General features: G+C 74.5%; 13 protein-coding genes. 9 read left to right on the top strand and 4 right to left on the bottom strand.

Annotation, left to right across the window (positions count from 1 at the left end):
- Positions 1 to 90: 90 nt before the first annotated feature.
- Positions 91 to 4,866, bottom strand: a complete 4,776-nt coding sequence (locus WCD58_RS04415) for an ATP-dependent helicase (protein WP_337699873.1) — start codon at positions 4,864 to 4,866, stop codon at positions 91 to 93.
- 67 nt (positions 4,867 to 4,933) lie between these two features.
- Here WCD58_RS04415 and WCD58_RS04410 point away from each other — a divergent pair, with 67 nt between their 5' ends.
- Positions 4,934 to 6,166 carry a patatin-like phospholipase family protein gene (locus tag WCD58_RS04410; RefSeq protein WP_337699871.1) on the top strand — a complete coding sequence of 411 codons (1,233 nt, stop codon included), beginning with the start codon at positions 4,934 to 4,936 and terminating at the stop codon, positions 6,164 to 6,166.
- Positions 6,163 to 6,846, top strand: a complete 684-nt coding sequence (locus WCD58_RS04405) for a GAP family protein (protein WP_337699869.1) — start codon at positions 6,163 to 6,165, stop codon at positions 6,844 to 6,846. The genes WCD58_RS04410 and WCD58_RS04405 overlap by 4 nt, the downstream gene beginning before the upstream one ends.
- On the opposite strand, the gene WCD58_RS04400 is transcribed toward WCD58_RS04405, so the two are convergent.
- Both WCD58_RS04400 and WCD58_RS04395 read right to left on the bottom strand, forming a co-directional pair.
- Positions 6,827 to 7,528, bottom strand: coding sequence for a response regulator transcription factor (locus tag WCD58_RS04400; RefSeq protein WP_337699867.1), 702 nt, complete (start codon positions 7,526 to 7,528; stop codon positions 6,827 to 6,829). The genes WCD58_RS04405 and WCD58_RS04400 overlap by 20 nt on opposite strands.
- On the bottom strand, positions 7,525 to 8,736 hold the full coding sequence (locus WCD58_RS04395; RefSeq protein WP_337699865.1) for a sensor histidine kinase: 1,212 nt from the start codon (positions 8,734 to 8,736) through the stop codon (positions 7,525 to 7,527). Before WCD58_RS04395 ends, WCD58_RS04400 begins: the two co-directional genes overlap by 4 nt.
- 130 nt (positions 8,737 to 8,866) lie before the next feature.
- Here WCD58_RS04395 and WCD58_RS04390 point away from each other — a divergent pair, with 130 nt between their 5' ends.
- Positions 8,867 to 10,333, top strand: coding sequence for a glycosyltransferase family 39 protein (locus WCD58_RS04390; RefSeq protein ID WP_337699863.1), 1,467 nt, complete (start codon positions 8,867 to 8,869; stop codon positions 10,331 to 10,333).
- Between the two features lie 11 nt (positions 10,334 to 10,344).
- Here WCD58_RS04390 and WCD58_RS04385 read toward each other — a convergent pair whose 3' ends face one another.
- Complete coding sequence (locus tag WCD58_RS04385; RefSeq protein WP_337699861.1) at positions 10,345 to 10,473, bottom strand: hypothetical protein; 129 nt, start codon at positions 10,471 to 10,473, stop codon at positions 10,345 to 10,347.
- An 85-nt stretch (positions 10,474 to 10,558) separates the two neighbouring features.
- Between WCD58_RS04385 and WCD58_RS04380 the strand changes: the two genes are divergently transcribed.
- The 6 genes from WCD58_RS04380 to WCD58_RS04355 all read left to right on the top strand — a co-directional run bounded on the left by WCD58_RS04380 (position 10,559) and on the right by WCD58_RS04355 (position 16,634).
- Positions 10,559 to 10,753: a DUF3046 domain-containing protein gene (locus WCD58_RS04380; protein ID WP_337699859.1), complete on the top strand. Its 195-nt coding sequence runs from the start codon at positions 10,559 to 10,561 to the stop codon at positions 10,751 to 10,753.
- Positions 10,754 to 10,983: 230 nt separating this feature from the next.
- Positions 10,984 to 12,024: a recombinase RecA gene (recA, locus tag WCD58_RS04375; RefSeq protein ID WP_337699857.1), complete on the top strand. Its 1,041-nt coding sequence runs from the start codon at positions 10,984 to 10,986 to the stop codon at positions 12,022 to 12,024.
- A 4-nt stretch (positions 12,025 to 12,028) separates the two neighbouring features.
- Entirely contained in the window at positions 12,029 to 12,676 is a 648-nt protein-coding gene (locus WCD58_RS04370; RefSeq protein WP_337699854.1) for a regulatory protein RecX, read from the top strand.
- 210 nt (positions 12,677 to 12,886) lie between these two features.
- Complete coding sequence (sdhC, locus tag WCD58_RS04365; protein WP_337699852.1) at positions 12,887 to 13,723, top strand: succinate dehydrogenase subunit SdhC; 837 nt, start codon at positions 12,887 to 12,889, stop codon at positions 13,721 to 13,723.
- Positions 13,723 to 15,777, top strand: coding sequence for a fumarate reductase/succinate dehydrogenase flavoprotein subunit (locus tag WCD58_RS04360; RefSeq protein WP_337699850.1), 2,055 nt, complete (start codon positions 13,723 to 13,725; stop codon positions 15,775 to 15,777). The genes sdhC and WCD58_RS04360 overlap by 1 nt, the downstream gene beginning before the upstream one ends.
- A 2-nt stretch (positions 15,778 to 15,779) precedes the next feature.
- The gene (locus WCD58_RS04355; RefSeq protein ID WP_337699848.1) at positions 15,780 to 16,634 is read left to right on the top strand and encodes a succinate dehydrogenase/fumarate reductase iron-sulfur subunit; all 855 of its coding nucleotides are present in this window, start codon (positions 15,780 to 15,782) and stop codon (positions 16,632 to 16,634) included.
- Positions 16,635 to 16,677 lie beyond the last annotated feature (43 nt).

The following is a 16,677-nucleotide window of genomic DNA, read 5'->3' as shown; positions in this document are numbered from 1 at the left end:
CCTCGTGTCGCCCGGGCCGGGACGGTGTGCGCCGCCCAGCCTGCCGTGGGCGGCCCTGGCGCGCGCGGGGAGGGTGGGTGAGCGTGCCCGTCAGGCCCGCAGGCGCAGGCCCTTCGGACTGTGGCGGAACCCGGCCTCGGTGAGGACCTCGGCGAGGACGCCGTCGAGCGCGCCGGACCCGTCGGCCTTCTCCACCGCGATGCTGCCCAGCCAGCCCTCGCGGACGGCGGTGGCCAGCGCCGACGCCGCGGCGGCGAGCGCCTCGCGGGACGTGGTGAAGCTCAGCAGCGACTTGCCGCCCCGCTCCACGTAGATCGCCGGCTCACCGTCGACGAGCACGACCAGCGCGCCCGCCTTGCGGCCGGGGCGGTGCGAGCCGTCCCCCACGGTGGCCGGCCACTCCAGCGCCGCGCCCCAGGGCTGCGCGGGGTCGGTGGCCGCGAGGACCAGCGCCCGCACCTCGCCGCTGCCGTCCTCGTCGCGCGACTCCGCCCGCAGCCGGTCGATCGCGCCGGGCACCGCGAACTGCGCGGCGCCGAGGCCCTCGATGACGTAGCCGCGCCGGGCCCGCCCCGACTCCTCCATCGCTCGCAGCACCGGGTAGATGCCGGCGAAGCCGCCGGTCGCGCGCTCGGTGTCGAGCGCCCCGCGGGTGAGCACGCCGTGGCGCTCGAGGAACGCCTCGGTGCGCGCCTGCGCCCGGCGGGTCGGCTCCTCCTCGCGCGCCGGCACCCCCGACCAGCGCCCGGCCGCGGTCGGCGGGCCCGTGCGCGACGGCATGGGCGCGCGCCCGAGCCGGGCGTAGCGGCCCCGCGAGGGCGTCCGCCGCTGGCGATGGGCGCCACCGCGCGAACCCCCCGAGCCGCGCGACCCGCCGCCGGACACGAGCGCGCGGACCGGGGCCAGCGTGTCGTTGGTGGCCAGCCCCGCCCACACGAGGTCCCAGAGCGCGGCGACCATGGTGGCGTCGTCGGGCATCGAGGTCTCCGACTCGCCCGCCTCGCGGAGCACCGCCTGGGCGCGCTCGGTGACCTGGCGGAAGAACAGCGCGCCGCCGGCGTCGAGCGTCTCGGTCAGCGCCCGGTGCAGCGGGGTGTCGGCCAGGTCGGGCTCGGCGTCGGGCAGCAGGAGGTCGGCGAGGTCGGTGGGGGCGACCGCGAGCCAGCCGTCGCCGCCGGCGAGCGTGCCGCAGCCGGTCCAGGTGACCTCGCCGGCGCTGGTCAGCTCGTCGAGCAGGGCGGGGGAGTAGCCGGGCAGGCGGGCAGGGAGCACGAGGCTCTCCAGTGCGCTGGCGGGGATCGGCGCACCCGCGAGCTGCTCGACCACGCCCAGCACGTCGTCGGGGCCCGGCGCGCGGCGGATCCGGCCGTGAACCGCGTTCCGCGCGGCAGCTCCGCTGCGCTGCGTGCCGCCCCCCACCCCCTGCCACGCCGGCAGGAAGCGCCCGAGCGCGGCCGGCTCGACGGGCTCGACCTCGGCGCGCAGCCGGGCCAGCGAGCCCCGGCGCAGCCGGCGGAGCACCTCGGCGTCGCAGACGTCCGGGCCGGTGCCGGTGAGGTCGGCGGGCACCCCGGGCAGCGGCGGCGCACCGTCGGGGCGCAGCTCGCCGCGCACCAGCCGCCCGGAGGAGACCAGCCGGTCGACCACGCCGCCGACCACGGCGACGCCGAGCCCGAAGCGGTGTGCCGGGGCGTTCACCGGGAACGGGCCGCGGGTGCGGGCGAAGCGGGCGAGCAGGTCGCCGAGGGGGTCGGCGACCGGCTCGGTGAACGCCTCGGGCACCCCGACGGGCAGGCCCGCGCCCAGCGCGTCGCGGAAGCGCCCGGCGTCCTCGATCGCGATCCAGCGCTCCTCGCCGGCCACCCGGACGCGGATGGCCCGGCGCGCGGACTCCAGCTCGGTGAGCCACGACTCCTGCACCCCGCGGGCCGCGGCCTCGGCGGTGGTGAGGTCGCCGACGAAGCGCAGCAGGTCGGCGGTGCCCTCGACGTCGCGGACGTGGCGCTCCGGGTCGGTGCGCTGCAGCTGGCCCTCGATCTCGGCGAGGACGTCGCCGTCGAGCAGCTCGCGGATGGCCTCCGAGCCCAGCAGCTCGGCGAGCAGCGCCGAGTCGAGCGAGAGCGCCGCGGCCCGCCGCTCGGCCAGCGGCGCGTCGAGCTCGTAGAGGAACATCCCGACGTAGCCGAACATCAGCGTGCGGGCGAACGGCGACGCGCTGGTGGTCGCGACGTCGACGACCTGCACCCCGCGCGAGCGCACGTCGCGCATCAGCTCGACGAGTCCCGGGACGTCGTAGACGTCCTGCAGGCACTCGCGCATCGTCTCGAGGACCACCGGGAACTGCTCGAAGCGGCTGGCGACCGAGAGCAGCTGCGCGGCCCGCTGGCGCTGCTGCCACAGCGGGGTGCGCCGTGTCGGGTCACGGCGCGGCAGGAGCAGGGAGCGGGCCGCGCACTCGCGGAACCGCGAGGCGAACAGCGCCGAGTTGCTGACCTCGGCGGTGACCACCTGCTCGACCTCGTCCGGGTCGAGCAGCACGTCCTCGGCGGTCGGGAGGATCTCCTCGCCGGCGTCGTCGAGGGCGTCGGGCAGCCGCAGCACGATGCCGTCGTCGGCGCTCGCGGCCGACACCTCCAGCCCGCGTGTCTCGCGGAACCGCGCGGCGATCGCCAGCGCCCACGGGCCGTTGACCTGGGCGCCGAAGGGGGAGTGGACGACGAGGCGCCAGTCGCCCAGCTCGTCGCGGAAGCGCTCCACGACGATCGTCCGGTCGCTCGGGACGTGGCGCGTCGACTCCTTCTGCTCGCGCAGGTAGGCGAGCAGGTTCGAGGTGGCCCACGCGTCGAGGCCGGCGGCCTGCGCCCGCTCGGTCGCCGCCGCGTCGTCGGCGGCCGACAGCTCGCGCACGAACGCACCCAGCGCGCGGCCCAGCTCGAGCGGGCGGCCCAGCGCGTCGCCCTTCCAGAACGGCATGCGCGCCGGGACGCCGGGCGCGGGCTCGGCGACCACCCGGTCGCGGGTGATGTCGAGGACCCGCCAGCTGGTCGAGCCGAGCAGGAAGGTGTCGCCCACCCGGGACTCGTAGACCATCTCCTCGTCGAGCTCGCCGACCCGCGAACCACCGGTGCCGCCCTCGCCGGAGCCGGGCGTGACCACCGTGTAGAGCCCGCGGTCGGGGATCGTGCCGCCGCTGGTGACCGCGAGCCGCTGGGCGCCCGGGCGGCCGGAGAGCTGGTCGGTGACCCGGTCCCACGTGATGCGCGGGCGCAGCTCGCCGAAGTCGTCGCTCGGGTAGCGCCCGGCCAGCATGTCGAGCACGGCCTGCATCGCCGAGTCCGGCAGCCCGGCGAACGGCGCCGCGCGGCGGACGAGGCCAGTGAGGTCGTCGACCGACCAGGGCTCCATCGCCGTCATCGACACGACGTGCTGGGCGAGCACGTCGAGCGGGTTGCGCGGGTAGTGCATCGCCTCGATCGCCCCGCCGGCCATGCGCTCGGCGACCACGGCGCACGAGACGAGGTCGCCCCGGTACTTCGGCATGACGACACCGGTGGACACCGCGCCCACCTGGTGGCCCGCGCGGCCGACCCGCTGGAGCCCGCTGGCCACCGACGGCGGCGCCTCGACCTGGATCACGAGATCCACCGCGCCCATGTCGATGCCGAGCTCGAGGCTCGAGGTGGCGACGACGCAGGGCAGGTGGCCGGACTTCAGCGCCTCCTCCACCTGGGTGCGCTGGGTGCGGCTCATCGAGCCGTGGTGGGCGCGGGCGACGATCACCTCGGCGGCCTCGGCCGTGCCCGACTGGCCCACGGCCTCGGCGGGGAAGGGCCCGATCACCGGGGCGAGCTCGTCGGACTCGTCGTCGGTGTCGTCGAGCTCCACCGGCGGCCGGTCCTCGGCCTCGGCGTGCGCCCGCTCCGTGGCGAGCTCGTTGATCCGCGCGGTGAGCCGCTCGGCCAGCCGCCGGGAGTTGGCGAACACGATGGTCGAGCGGTGCTCGCCGACCAGGTCGAGGATCCGCTCCTGCACCGCGGGCCAGATCGATGCGCGCTGGGCGGCGCCCGCCGCCGAGCCCTCGACCTCCTCCTCCACACCCGGACCGGAGGAGTTGTCGCCCCCGGAATCGAGGGCCGCCATGTCCTCGACGGGCACCTCGACGCGGACCTGCACGGTCTTCGTCGACTCCGGCGCGACGACCCGCACCGGGCGCCCGCCGCCGAGGAAGGCGGCGACCTCGTCGATCGGGCGCACGGTGGCCGAGAGGCCGATGCGCTGGGCGGGGGCGTCGAGCAGCGCGTCGAGGCGCTCGAGGCTCAGCGCCAGGTGCGCCCCGCGCTTGGAGGCGAGCACGGCGTGCACCTCGTCGACGATCACCGTGTCGATCCCGCGCAGCGACTCGCGCGCCGCGGAGGTGAGCAGCAGGAACAGCGACTCGGGCGTGGTGACGAGGATGTCCGGCGGCGTGCGCTGGAAGCTGCGCCGCTCGTCGGCCGGGGTGTCGCCGGTGCGGGAGCCGACCGTGACGTCGGGGCGGGGCAGCCCGAGGCGCTGCGCCGCCTGGCCCAGCCCGGCCAGCGGGGAGCGCAGGTTGCGCTGGACGTCGACGGTCAGTGCCTTCATCGGCGAGACGTAGAGGACGCGGCAGCGGCGCGTTGGCTCGCCGGGCGGCGGGGTGGTGGCCAGCCGGTCGAGCGCCCAGAGGAACGCCGCGAGCGTCTTGCCCGAGCCGGTGGGCGCGACGACGAGCGCGTGCTGCCCGTCGGCGACCGCCTCCCACGCCCCGGCCTGCGCGGGCGTCGCGCCCTCGAACGCGCCGGTGAACCAGTCGCGCGTGGCGGGGGAGAAGCGGTCGAGAACACTCACGACTCCATGGTGCCCTCGACCCCCGACAACCACTCTTGACCGGATCGGACACCGCTAGCCTTACCGGGTGCGGATCGCGCTGGCTTTCCAGGGAGGCGGCAGCCACACCGCGTTCACGGCGGGCGTGGTCGCCCACCTGGTCGAGAGCGGGGCGTTCGACGGGCACGAGATCGTCGCGGTCAGCGGTACGTCGGGCGGGGCGATCAACGCGCTGCTGGTGTGGTCGGCGCTGCGCGAGGGCCGGGTGGCCGACGCCCCCGCCCTGCTCGAGGGCTTCTGGGAGGACAACGCGGCGCGCGGCCCGCTCGAGCGGCTCGCCAACGCCGCGGCCGTCGGCGCGGGGCTCGTCCAGAGCCTCGGTCTCGCGCCGCCGCTGAACCCGTACCTCGTGCCGCCGCCGTTCGACGGGCGCGGGGAGTTCCGCCGCCTCCTGCGCCGCCACGTCGACTTCGACGCGCTCGCCGTCGACGCGGACGCCGCCCACCCGCGTCTGGTGCTCGGCGCCGTCGACGTCCGCAGCGGCGCGTTCCGCGCGTTCGACAGCCGCCGCGACCGCATCACCCCGGACACCGTGCTCGCGTCGGCCGCGATCCCCACGCTGTTCCGGGCCGTCCACGTCGACGGCGGCGCCTACTGGGACGGGCTGTTCTCGCAGAACCCGCCGGTGGCCCCGCTGCTCGACGACGACCCCGACGAGCTCTGGGTCGTGCAGATCAACCCGACGCGGCGCGACGACGAGCCGCGCACGACGCTCGACATCGCCGACCGGCGCAACGAGCTCGCCGGCAACCTCTCGCTCTACCAGGAGCTGGCGTCGATCGAGCGGATCGACCAGCTCCTCGCCGCGGGCACGTTGACGCCGGCGAGCGGCTACCGGCAGGTCGCCGTCCGGGTCCTCGAGCTCGCCCGCACGCCCGCCGGGGGGCTGCTCGGCGCCGCGTCGAAGGCCAACCGTGACGTCGTGTTCCTGCGGGACCTGCGGCGGCGGGGACGGGGCCAGGCCGCGGTCTTCCTCGCGGCGTTGGCCTTCGAGCAGGCCTGGACCGGCGGCGACGTCGCCGCCCTGCGCGCCCTGCTCGACGGCGCGGACACGGCGGTCGACGCGCCGTTCGAGGGAGCCGACCTCGCCGAGCTGCTCGCGGGGCCCGTCGTCCGCGACGTCACGCGCAAGGAGCTGGTGGGCGAGGACGTGACGTGGCGGGTGACCGTCGACGGCGTCCCCGGGGTCCTGACCGCGTCCTTCGTCGGCCGGTCGCTGATGGCGCTGCGGCTCGGCCCGGTGCCGGAGGACGAGCGATGAGCCCCGAGGCGCTCGTCCTCGGGCTGGTCAGCGCGGTGCGCGGAGTGACGCTCGCGATCGTCTACGCCCTGCTGCTCTCGGAGCGCGCGCGGCGGCTGCTCGTCGCCTACGTGGTGGCCGGCGCCGCCGTCACCCTCGGCGTCGGGATCGTCGTCGTCACCTGGCTGCACACCGGCACGCGGTCCTCGGAGGCCACCGCAGGTCGGCTGTGGGTCGACCTCGTCCTCGGGGTGATCGCCGTGGTGTGGGCGGGCCTCCACCTCGCCGGGCACCCGATCAAGCTGCGCAGGCCCGGGCGCGAACGCCGGCGGGAACGCAGCACCGTCCTGCCCGAGGCCCTCGACCGCCGGCTGCGCGCCCCGACGCTGCCGATGGTGATCGGGGCCGGGGTGCTGACCAACCTGCCCGGGCTCTACTACCTCGCCGCGCTCGTGGCGATCCTGCAGACCCATCCGGGCGCGGTGGACGGGATCCTGCAGGTGTCGGTGTACACGCTGCTGCGGTTCGCGGCGCCCGTCGCGGCGCTCGTCCTGGTGCTGCTGCGGCCCGACCGCACCATGGAGATCGTGCGGTCGGCGCACGCGTGGGGGCACCGCAACTCCCGCGTGCTGCTCGGGGGGCTGGTCGGCGCGGTGGGGATCTACCTCGTGGTGAAGGCGGTCAGCGGGCTCCTGGGGTGAGGTCGCCGCCGTCGTCCCCGGTGGACAGCCCCGCGTCGTGGGCGAGCAGCGCGAGCTGGGTGCGGTTCTCGAGGTCGAGCTTGGTGAGCGCGCTGGACAGGTACGTCTTCACCGTCGACAGCGACAGCAGCAGCTCGGTGGAGATGCGGGCGTTGCTCCAGCCCCGCCCGACGGCCGCGGCGACCGCGCGCTCCTGCTCGGAGAGCCCCGCGAGGCGGGCGCCGGCCTCGGCGCCACGCCCGGCCTGCCGCTCCCGCCCGGTCGCGGCCGCGATCAGCCGCCGGGTCACCGACGGCGACAGGCTGGTGCCGCCCGCCGCGACCCGCCGGATCGCGTCCTCGATGTCGGCGGGCGGGGTGTCCTTGACGAGGTAGCCGGTGGCGCCCGCGCGCAGCGCCGCGAGCACGTCCTGGTCGGAGTCGAAGGTCGTCAGCACCAGCACGGCGGGCGGGTCGTGCCCGGCGAGCAGCTCCGCGGTGGCGCGCACCCCGTCGACCCGCGGCATCCGCAGGTCCATGAGCACGACGTCCGGGCGGTGCTCGACGACCGCCGCCGGGACCTCGTCGCCGTCGGCCGCCTCGGCGACGATCACGATGTCCTCCGCCTCGCCCAGCATGAGACGCAGGCCGGAGCGCACCAGGGCGTCGTCGTCCACCACCAGCACCCGCGTCGGCGCCGTCACGCCATCTCCTCCCGGGCCTCGGCGAGCACGCCCGCCCGCTCCCCGGAGCGCCGCGGGACGCGCACCGCGACCCGGAACCGCCCGTGGTGCGGCCCCAGCGCCAGCACCCGACCCCCGGCGAGCTCGACCCGTTCGGTGATGCCGAGCAGCCCGTTGCCGGATGGACCGCCGGCACCCGCGGGCGGCAGGGGGTTGCTGACGTCGAGCTCGACCTCGCCGCCGTCGGTGGCGCACAGCCGCACGTCGACCGGCAGGCCCGGGGCGTGGCGCGCCGCGTTGGTGAGCGTCTCCTGGGTGATGCGGTAGAGCGTGCGCCCGCACTCGTCGGGCACCGCCGCGCCGTCCAGGTCGGTCCGCAGGGTCACCGGGGTGCCCGCCGCGCGGACCCCGTCGACGAGGCGGTCGAGGTCGGCGAGCGTGGGCTGCGGGGCGATCGCGGCGGTGCCCACCTCGGCCGGGCCCGCCGGGTCGGCGTCCGGGTCGCGCAGCACCCCGAGGATCGCGCGCAGGTCGACCAGCGCCTCGCGCGCGCCCGCCCGGACGACCTCGAGGGCGTCGCGGATCTCGTCGGGCGACGCCGTGCGCCGGTGGGCCAGGGCCCCGGCGTGCAGCGAGACCATCGAGAGCCGGTGGGCGAGGACGTCGTGCATCTCGCGGGCGATGCGCGTGCGCTCCGCGGTGCGCGCGGCGTCGGCGCGCAGGGCGGCCTCGCGCTCGGCGCGCTCGGCGCGTTCGACGAGCGAGTCCATGAGCTCGTGGCGCGCCCGGACCGCGGCGCCCGTGGCCACCACCACGACCGTCGTGCCCGCGGCCCACGCGAGGGTGGCCCAGGAGGCGTTCTCGGGCGTCTGCAGGCGGACGAGGCCCTGGAGCGGCCCGAGGGCGAGGGAGAACACGCCCAGGGCGGCCGCGGTGGGCCAGGGCCGGCGCACGGCGATCGAGAACGTCGCCACGGCACCGGCCAGCCACGCCGACGTGCACAGCACCGTGAGCGCGTAGACGACGAGGGCGGACCCGATCGGGAACCGGCGCCGGGCGAGCACGAGCGCCGCGGCGGCGACCCCGCCGGCCAGGTCGACCCACCACCACGCCGCCGCCTCACCGGGCAGCGTCGCGGGCTCGACCCACAGCGCGAGGTACACGCCGAGCAGCGAGAGCGCGACCGCGCCGGCGTCCCGGAGGCGCGGGGCGAGCCCGGTGGTCGGCACGACGGTCACGCTAGCGGCACCGTCGGACACCGGCCCCGGTCGAAGGTCCACCGGGGATCGTCCTTTCGGCGCCGGACCGTCGACGTCGCGCCGTGGTGGGTGCCGCCCGCGGCCCGCGACGATCATCGCCATGTCCGTCACCGAGGTCCCCGCGCCGGTCACGACGCCCGCACCCCGCCCCGTGCACCGCCTCGCGCGGTGGCCCGTCGGGACGGTCGCCGCCCTGGTCGCCGCCGCGCACCTGGCCGTCGCGTGGCGACCGGGATGGTTCTTCGACGAGGCGCTGATGCTCGCCATCGGACGCGACCACCTCGACTGGGGCTCGGCCGACCAGCCGCCCGTGGCGCCCCTGCTCGCGGCACTGATGGACCTGGTGGCGCCCGGGAACGTCCTGGTCCTGCGGCTGCCGGCGATCGCGGCGACCGCGGCCACCGTGGTGCTCGCCGCCCTCGTCGCGCGCGAGCTCGGCGGTGACCGGCGCGCCCAGACGCTCACGGCCATCGCCCAGGGCACCGGGCTCTGGCTCGCCATCGGCGGGCACTGGACGACGCCCTACACCCTCGAGCCCGTCCTCTGGCTCGCCCTGGGCTGGCTGCTCGTGCGCTGGTGGCGCGTGCGCGACGACCGCCTGCTCCTCGCCGTCGGTGTGGTCGTCGGCGTCGGGGCGCAGACGAAGTTCCAGATCCTGCTGCTGGCGGCCGTGCTGCTGCTGTCGGTCCTGGTGCTGGGGCCGCGCACGGTGCTGCGCCGCCGGCATCTGTGGATCGGGGCGGCCGCCGCGCTCGTGATCGCCGCGCCGACGCTGGTCTGGCAGGCGCTCAACGGGTGGCCGCAGCTGCGGATGGGGTCGGTGGTCGCGTCCGAGGCCGAGTTCCTCTACGGCGGCCTCTCCGGGGTGATGCTCGGGATGATCGCGGCGGCGGGCGTGATGGGGGTGCCGCTCGTCCTCTACGGGCTCGGGCGCCTCGTCCGCGACCCGGCGCTGGCCGAGCTGCGCTACCTCGCTCTGACCGCCGTCGTGCTCTACGCCTTCTTCTCCGTGACGCTAGGCCGCCCGTACTACCTCGCCGGCCTCTACGGGCTGCTCGCCGCGGTGGGCGCGGTCGGCCTGCAGCGCCGGCGCGAGGCCGGCCGCCGGCGGCTGCGCTGGGTCGCCTGGCCCGCGGCCGCGGTGAGCGCCGCCGCGGCGCTCGCGATGATGCCGCTGTCGACGGCGATGGCCGCGCCGGAGGTCGGCGACGCCGTCGCGGGCGCCACCGTGGCGGCCTACGACGCGCTGCCCGCCGGGCAGCGGGCGCGGACCGCGGTGATGGCCGAGTCGTACATCTACGCCGCCTACCTCGACGTCGCGGCCCCCGAGGACGCGCTGCCGCCGGCCCTGAGCAGCAACCGCAGCTACGGGTACTTCCCGCCGCCCGCCGACGACGTCGACGCGGTGCTCTACCTCGGGTCGACCGCGGACGAGCTGCGGCCGTGGTTCGCCGACGTCCGTCCCGTCGGGAGGGCGGGGGACGACGCGACGCTGTGGCTCGCGACCGGGCGGCTCGCGCCCTGGGAGAGCTTCTGGCCGCGGCTGCGGCACCTCGACGTGCAGTGACGCCCCGAGCGTCAGCGCCGGTTCTGGAACCACCAGCGCAGGAGCACCACCAGCGCCGCGATCAGGCCCAGCAGGGCCACGATCGTGCCGAGCGTGCCGCCGGTGGGGTCGAGCGAGGCGGCGGCGAGAGGGTGCACCACGGCGCCCGAGGCTACGCGCGCCGGTGTGCCCGGTCCGTGAGGTCCGGTCGGCCGGGACCCGCCGGTCCCGACCTATCGTGGAGACGTGCGGCTGACCCACTTCCGCCGGTTGATGGACGACGAGTTCGGCGCCGTCCGGGCCGGCTCGATCTCCCGCGACCACGTCTTCGGCGCCCTGCAGGGGCGCACCGTCGAGCAGGCGCTCGAGGACGGCGACGAACCGCGCGACGTCTGGCGGGCGGTCTGCGCGGAGTTCGAGGTGCCCGCCGAACGACGATGAGGGGTGTCGACACGCCCGGGGCCCGCCCGGGCTCCCGGATCGAACACCTGTTCGTCTACCCTGCTCCGTACGGTCGTCCTGCGACGTCAGCGTCGCCGCCGTCCGTCCACAACCGTTCCGTCCGTCCCCAGGGCAGCCGGCTCCGGCACCGCGATGTCGGACCCGCCGCCTAGCGTCGGCGCCCGAGAGTCAGACCCCTGACACCCCCATCGAGCAAGGTGGCAATCCCCATGGCACAGGCACCGGATCGTGACAAGGCGCTCGAGCTCGCCCTCGCCCAGATCGACAAGCAGTTCGGCAAGGGCTCGGTCATGCGGCTGGGCGACGAGGGCCGGGCGCCGGTCAACATCATCCCCACCGGCTCGATCGCGCTCGACGTGGCGCTCGGCGTCGGCGGCCTGCCCCGCGGGCGCGTCGTCGAGATCTACGGCCCGGAGTCCTCGGGCAAGACGACGGTGACGCTGCACGCGGTCGCCAACGCCCAGGCCCAGGGCGGCATCGCGGCGTTCATCGACGCCGAGCACGCGCTCGACCCCGAGTACGCCAAGGCGCTCGGCGTCGACACCGACGCGCTGCTGGTCTCGCAGCCCGACACCGGTGAGCAGGCGCTCGAGATCATGGACATGCTGATCCGCTCGAACGCGCTCGACGTCATCGTCGTCGACTCGGTGGCCGCGCTCGTGCCGCGCGCCGAGATCGAGGGCGACATGGGCGACAGCCACGTCGGCCTGCAGGCCCGGCTCATGAGCCAGGCGCTGCGCAAGATCACCGGTGCGCTGCACGCCTCGGGCACGACGGCGATCTTCATCAACCAGCTGCGCGAGAAGGTCGGCGTCATGTTCGGCTCGCCGGAGACCACCACGGGCGGCAAGGCGCTGAAGTTCTACGCCTCGGTCCGGCTCGACATCCGCCGCATCGAGACGCTCAAGGACGGCGCCGACGCGGTCGGCAACCGCACGCGCGTCAAGGTCGTGAAGAACAAGGTGGCCCCGCCGTTCAAGCAGGCCGAGTTCGACATGATCTACGGCCACGGCATCTCGAAGGAGGGCTCGCTGATCGACATGGGCGTCGAGCAGGCGATCGTCCGCAAGTCGGGGGCCTGGTACACCTACGAGGGCGACCAGCTGGGGCAGGGCAAGGAGAACGCCCGCAAGTTCCTGCGGGACAACCCCGACGTGGCGGTCGAGATCGAGAAGCGGATCAAGGAGAAGCTCGGCATCGGCCCCAAGCTCGACGCCGACGACAGTGCCGCCGCCCCGGTCGACTTCTGACCCGGTGAGCGGTCGCGAGGGGGTCGGGCGGCGCCGGTCGTCGCGGGGGCGCGCGCCGGAGCCACCCGACCCCGACGGCACCGGCCCCGACCCCGCCGCCGATCCGCCGGCCGACCCCGAGACGGTCGCGCGCACCATCTGCCTGAACCTGCTCACCACCCGCGCCCGCTCGCGCGCCGAGCTGGCCGACTCGCTGGCCCGCAAGGGTGTCGAGGACGACGTCGCCGGCCGCGTGCTCGACCGGCTCGCGGCGGCCAAGCTCGTCGACGACGCCGCGTTCGCCGAGCAGTGGGTGTCCTCGCGGCACCGCCACCAGGGCCTCGGCAAGCGCGCGCTGGCCGGCGAGCTGCACCGCAAGGGCGTCGAGCGCGAGACGGCCGGCGCGGCGGTCGACGAGATCAGCCGCGACGACGAGCGCGCCCGCGCCCGGGCGCTCGTCGAGCGTCGGCTGCCCTCGCTCACACGGTTCGAGCACGCGGTGGCCGCGCGGCGCCTGGTCGGGATGCTCGCCCGCAAGGGCTACGACGCGGGGGTCGCCTACGCCGTCGTGCGCGAGGCGCTGGCCGAGAGCCCCGTCGGGAGTCCGGTCGCGGAGGGTGACGACGAGGCCCTCGACGATCTCCTCTCGGACCCGGAGTCCGATCACCACTAGATCGCCCGCGGACGGGGTCGATCACGGACGTGGCCATCGTCACGCCCCGGCACCGGGGTGACCCGGGCGACACCGAGGTTTGGCGCGTCGTAGTGTGCGGCCCACCACAGAGCGTCGCCCCGCCGACTCCGGCGTGCTGTCCGGAACGCGGCGGCCGGGTGACGCGGGACGACGTCATCGCAGACGAGGACCCCAGACAGGACCGGTGCCGTGACCACCACACACGACTCCGGGACGTACCGGCCGCCGGCGCCGGGACGCCCCGACATCCGCCAGCGCACCCTGCGCACCGACCGCTGGTGGCTCCCGCCGCTGGCGAACGCGCTGGGGCTCGCGACCTTCGTCGTCTACGCGACGATCCGGTCGCTCTGGGGCTCGGCGTACTACGTCGAGGAGTACCACTACCTCTCGCCGTTCTACTCGCCGTGCGTGACGGCCTCCTGCATCCCGGAGGCGAGCCACCTCGGCCAGTGGTTCCCGGCGCTGCCGTGGTTCCTGCCCTACGCGCTGGTCTCGCTGCCGTTCCTGCTGCTGTTCCGGCTGACGTGCTACTACTACCGGAAGTCGTACTACCGGGCGTTCTGGTCGTCGCCGCCCGCGTGCGCGGTGGCGGAGCCGCACACGAAGTACACCGGCGAGACCCGGTTCCCGCTGATCCTGCAGAACGCGCACCGCTACTTCTTCTACGTCGCGGGCCTGATCTCGATCCTCAACACGTACGACATGGTGCTGGCGTTCCAGAGCACCGACCCCGCCACGGGGCAGACGTCGTTCGGGCTGGGGCTCGGCACGCTGATCCTGCTGGTCAACGTCATCGGGCTGTGGCTCTACACGCTGTCCTGCCACTCGTGCCGGCACATCACCGGCGGGCGCCTCAAGCACTTCTCGAAGCACCCCGTGCGCTACCGGATCTGGACGGGCGTCTCGAAGCTGAACGCGCGCCACATGCTCTTCGCGTGGATCACCATCGGCACCCTGATCCTCACCGACCTCTACGTCATGCTCGTCGCGAGCGGCACCATCTCCGACCTGCGGATCGTGAACTGATGACTGACCCCGGAACCACCACAGCATTCGAGGCGGCGGGCGAGGGCGCGGCCGACCAGGCCGCCGTCACCCACCACACCTACGACGTCGTCGTCATCGGCGCCGGCGGTGCGGGCCTGCGCGCCGCGATCGAGGCCCGCCTGCGCGGCAAGCGGGTCGCGATCATCTGCAAGTCGCTGTTCGGCAAGGCCCACACGGTCATGGCCGAGGGCGGGATCGCCGCGTCGATGGGCAACGCGAACCCGCGCGACAACTGGGAGGTCCACTTCCGCGACACCATGCGCGGGGGGAAGTTCCTCAACAACTGGCGCATGGCCGAGCTGCACGCCAAGGAGGCGCCGCAGCGGGTCTGGGAGCTCGAGACCTACGGCGCGCTGTTCGACCGCACCCCCGACGGCAAGATCAGCCAGCGGAACTTCGGCGGCCACAACTTCCCGCGCCTGGCCCACGTCGGCGACCGCACGGGGCTGGAGCTCATCCGCACCCTGCAGCAGAAGATCGTGTCGCTGCAGCAGGAGGACTTCAAGCGCACGGGCGACTACGAGTCCGACCTCAAGGTCTTCCACGAGTACACGGTCACCGAGCTGCTCAAGGACGGCGACCGGATCGCGGGCGCCTTCGGCTACCAGCGCCCCACCGGCGAGCTGGTCTGCTTCCACTCCGCGGCGGTGGTGCTCGCGACCGGCGGCGTCGGCAAGTCGTTCAAGGTCACCAGCAACTCGTGGGAGTACACCGGCGACGGCCACGCGCTGGCCATGCGCGCCGGGGCGAAGCTGCTGAACATGGAGTTCGTCCAGTTCCACCCCACGGGGATGGTCTGGCCGCCCAGCGTCAAGGGCATCCTCGTCACCGAGTCCGTCCGTGGCGACGGCGGCGTCCTCAAGAACTCCGAGGGCGTGCGCTTCATGTTCAACTACATCCCCGAGGTGTTCCGCGAGCAGTACGCCACGAGCGAGGACGAGGGCGACCGCTGGTACACCGACGCGGACAACAACCGGCGCCCGCCGGAGCTCCTGCCCCGTGACGAGGTCGCGCGCGCGATCAACAACGAGGTCAAGGAGGGTCGCGGCTCCCCGGCCGGCGGCGTCTACCTCGACGTCTCCAGCCGCATGCCGGCCGCGGAGATCACCCGGCGCCTGCCGTCGATGTACCACCAGTTCAAGGAGCTGGCCGACGTCGACATCACCGCGGGCCCGATGGAGGTCGGCCCGACCTGCCACTACGTCATGGGCGGGGTCGAGGTCGACCCGGACACGGCGGCGTCCGCGGTGCCCGGGCTGTTCGCCGCGGGCGAGGTCGCGGGCGGCATGCACGGCTCCAACCGGCTCGGCGGCAACTCGCTGTCCGACCTGCTGGTGTTCGGCTGCCGCGCCGGGGCCGGGGCGGCGGCGTACCTCGACTCGCTGGCCGAGGTCCCGTCGGTGTCGGACGCGTCGGTCACGTCGGCCCGCGAGGACGTCGAGCGCCCGATCCACAACTCGGGCGGCGAGAACGCCTACACGGTGCACCAGGAACTGCAGCAGACGATGAACGACCTCGTCGGCATCATCCGCAAGGCCGACGAGATGGAGCTGGCGCTCAAGAAGCTCCACGAGCTCCGCGACCGGATCCCGCGCGTGGCGGTCGACGGGCGCCGGGCCTACAACCCGGGCTGGCACCTCGCGCTCGACCTGCGCAACATGCTCATGGTCAGCGAGTGCATCGCGATGGCCGCGCTCGAGCGGCAGGAGAGCCGCGGCGGCCACACCCGCGACGACTACCCGACGATGGACGAGAACTGGCGTCGCGAGCTGCTCGTCTGCTCACTGCGCGACGGCGAGGTGCGCCTGGAGCACCAGGGCCAGCCGTCCATGCGCTCGGACCTGTTCGACCTGTTCGAGATGGACGAGCTCAAGAAGTACTACACCGGCGACGAGCTGGGCGGACACCGCTCGGACGCGCCCCCGCGGACGCAGCGGGGCACGGAGGACGCGGGAGACGAAGCGGAGCGGAGCTCGACCACCGTCGAGACCGGCGGCGACCCGGGCGGCGAGCTCACCGGAGGGGGAGCGTAGGCATGGGCTACCAGGCGAAGTTCAAGGTCTGGCGGGGCGACGCGGAGGGCGGCGACTTCGTCGACTACCGCGTCGAGGTCGAGGAGGGCGAGGTCGTCCTCGACATCATGCACCGGCTCCAGGCCACCCAGGCCGGGGACATGGCGGTGCGCTGGAACTGCAAGGCCGGCAAGTGCGGGTCGTGCAGCGCCGAGGTCAACGGGCGCCCGCGCCTGATGTGCATGACGCGCATGTCGACGTTCGGCGAGGAGGAGGAGATCTCCGTCGCGCCGATCCGGACGTTCCCGGTGATCCGCGACCTCGTCACCGACGTCGACTTCAACTACGCCAAGGCGCGCGAGGTCCCCGCGTTCGCGCCGCCCGAGGGCGTGGCGCCGGGCGAGTACCGGATGTCGCAGGTGGACGTCGAGCGCTCGCAGGAGTTCCGGAAGTGCATCGAGTGCTTCCTGTGCCAGAACGTCTGCCACGTGGTGCGTGACCACGAGGAGAACAAGGAGCCGTTCTCCGGCCCGCGCTTCCTCATGCGCTTCGCCGAGCTGGACATGCACCCGCTCGACGTGCGCAACCGCAAGGAGGACGCGCAGGAGGACGCCGGCCTCGGCTACTGCAACATCACCAAGTGCTGCACCGAGGTCTGCCCCGAGCACATCAAGATCACCGACAACGCGCTCATCCCGATGAAGGAGCGCGTCGTCGACCGGAAGTACGACCCGTTGGTCTGGCTCGGCAAGAAGATCTTCAAGCGCCAGGACCTGGAGCAGCGCGGCGCCACCGGGGCGCAGTCGCTGGAGAACCCGGGCCCGGACAACGGCTCGGCGCTCGACGCCGACCGGATCGGCCCGGTCGGCACGACCTGACGAGGCCCGACGCGACGGACCCGTGTCCCGAGGACACGGGTCC

This window comes from Actinomycetospora flava (genome assembly GCF_037400335.1).
Classification (GTDB): domain Bacteria; phylum Actinomycetota; class Actinomycetes; order Mycobacteriales; family Pseudonocardiaceae; genus Actinomycetospora; species Actinomycetospora flava.
This window is presented reverse-complemented; position numbering and strand designations above follow the sequence as displayed.

Excerpts from the sequence above, each read along its gene's own strand:
- WCD58_RS04405 (WP_337699869.1), top strand. The coding sequence starts at position 6,163 with ATGAGCCCCGAGGCGCTCGTCCTCGGGCTGGTCAGCGCGGTGCGCGGA.
- WCD58_RS04390 (WP_337699863.1), top strand. The coding sequence starts at position 8,867 with ATGTCCGTCACCGAGGTCCCCGCGCCGGTCACGACGCCCGCACCCCGC.
- recA (WP_337699857.1), top strand. The coding sequence starts at position 10,984 with ATGGCACAGGCACCGGATCGTGACAAGGCGCTCGAGCTCGCCCTCGCC.
- WCD58_RS04360 (WP_337699850.1), top strand. The coding sequence starts at position 13,723 with ATGACTGACCCCGGAACCACCACAGCATTCGAGGCGGCGGGCGAGGGC.
- WCD58_RS04355 (WP_337699848.1), top strand. The coding sequence starts at position 15,780 with ATGGGCTACCAGGCGAAGTTCAAGGTCTGGCGGGGCGACGCGGAGGGC.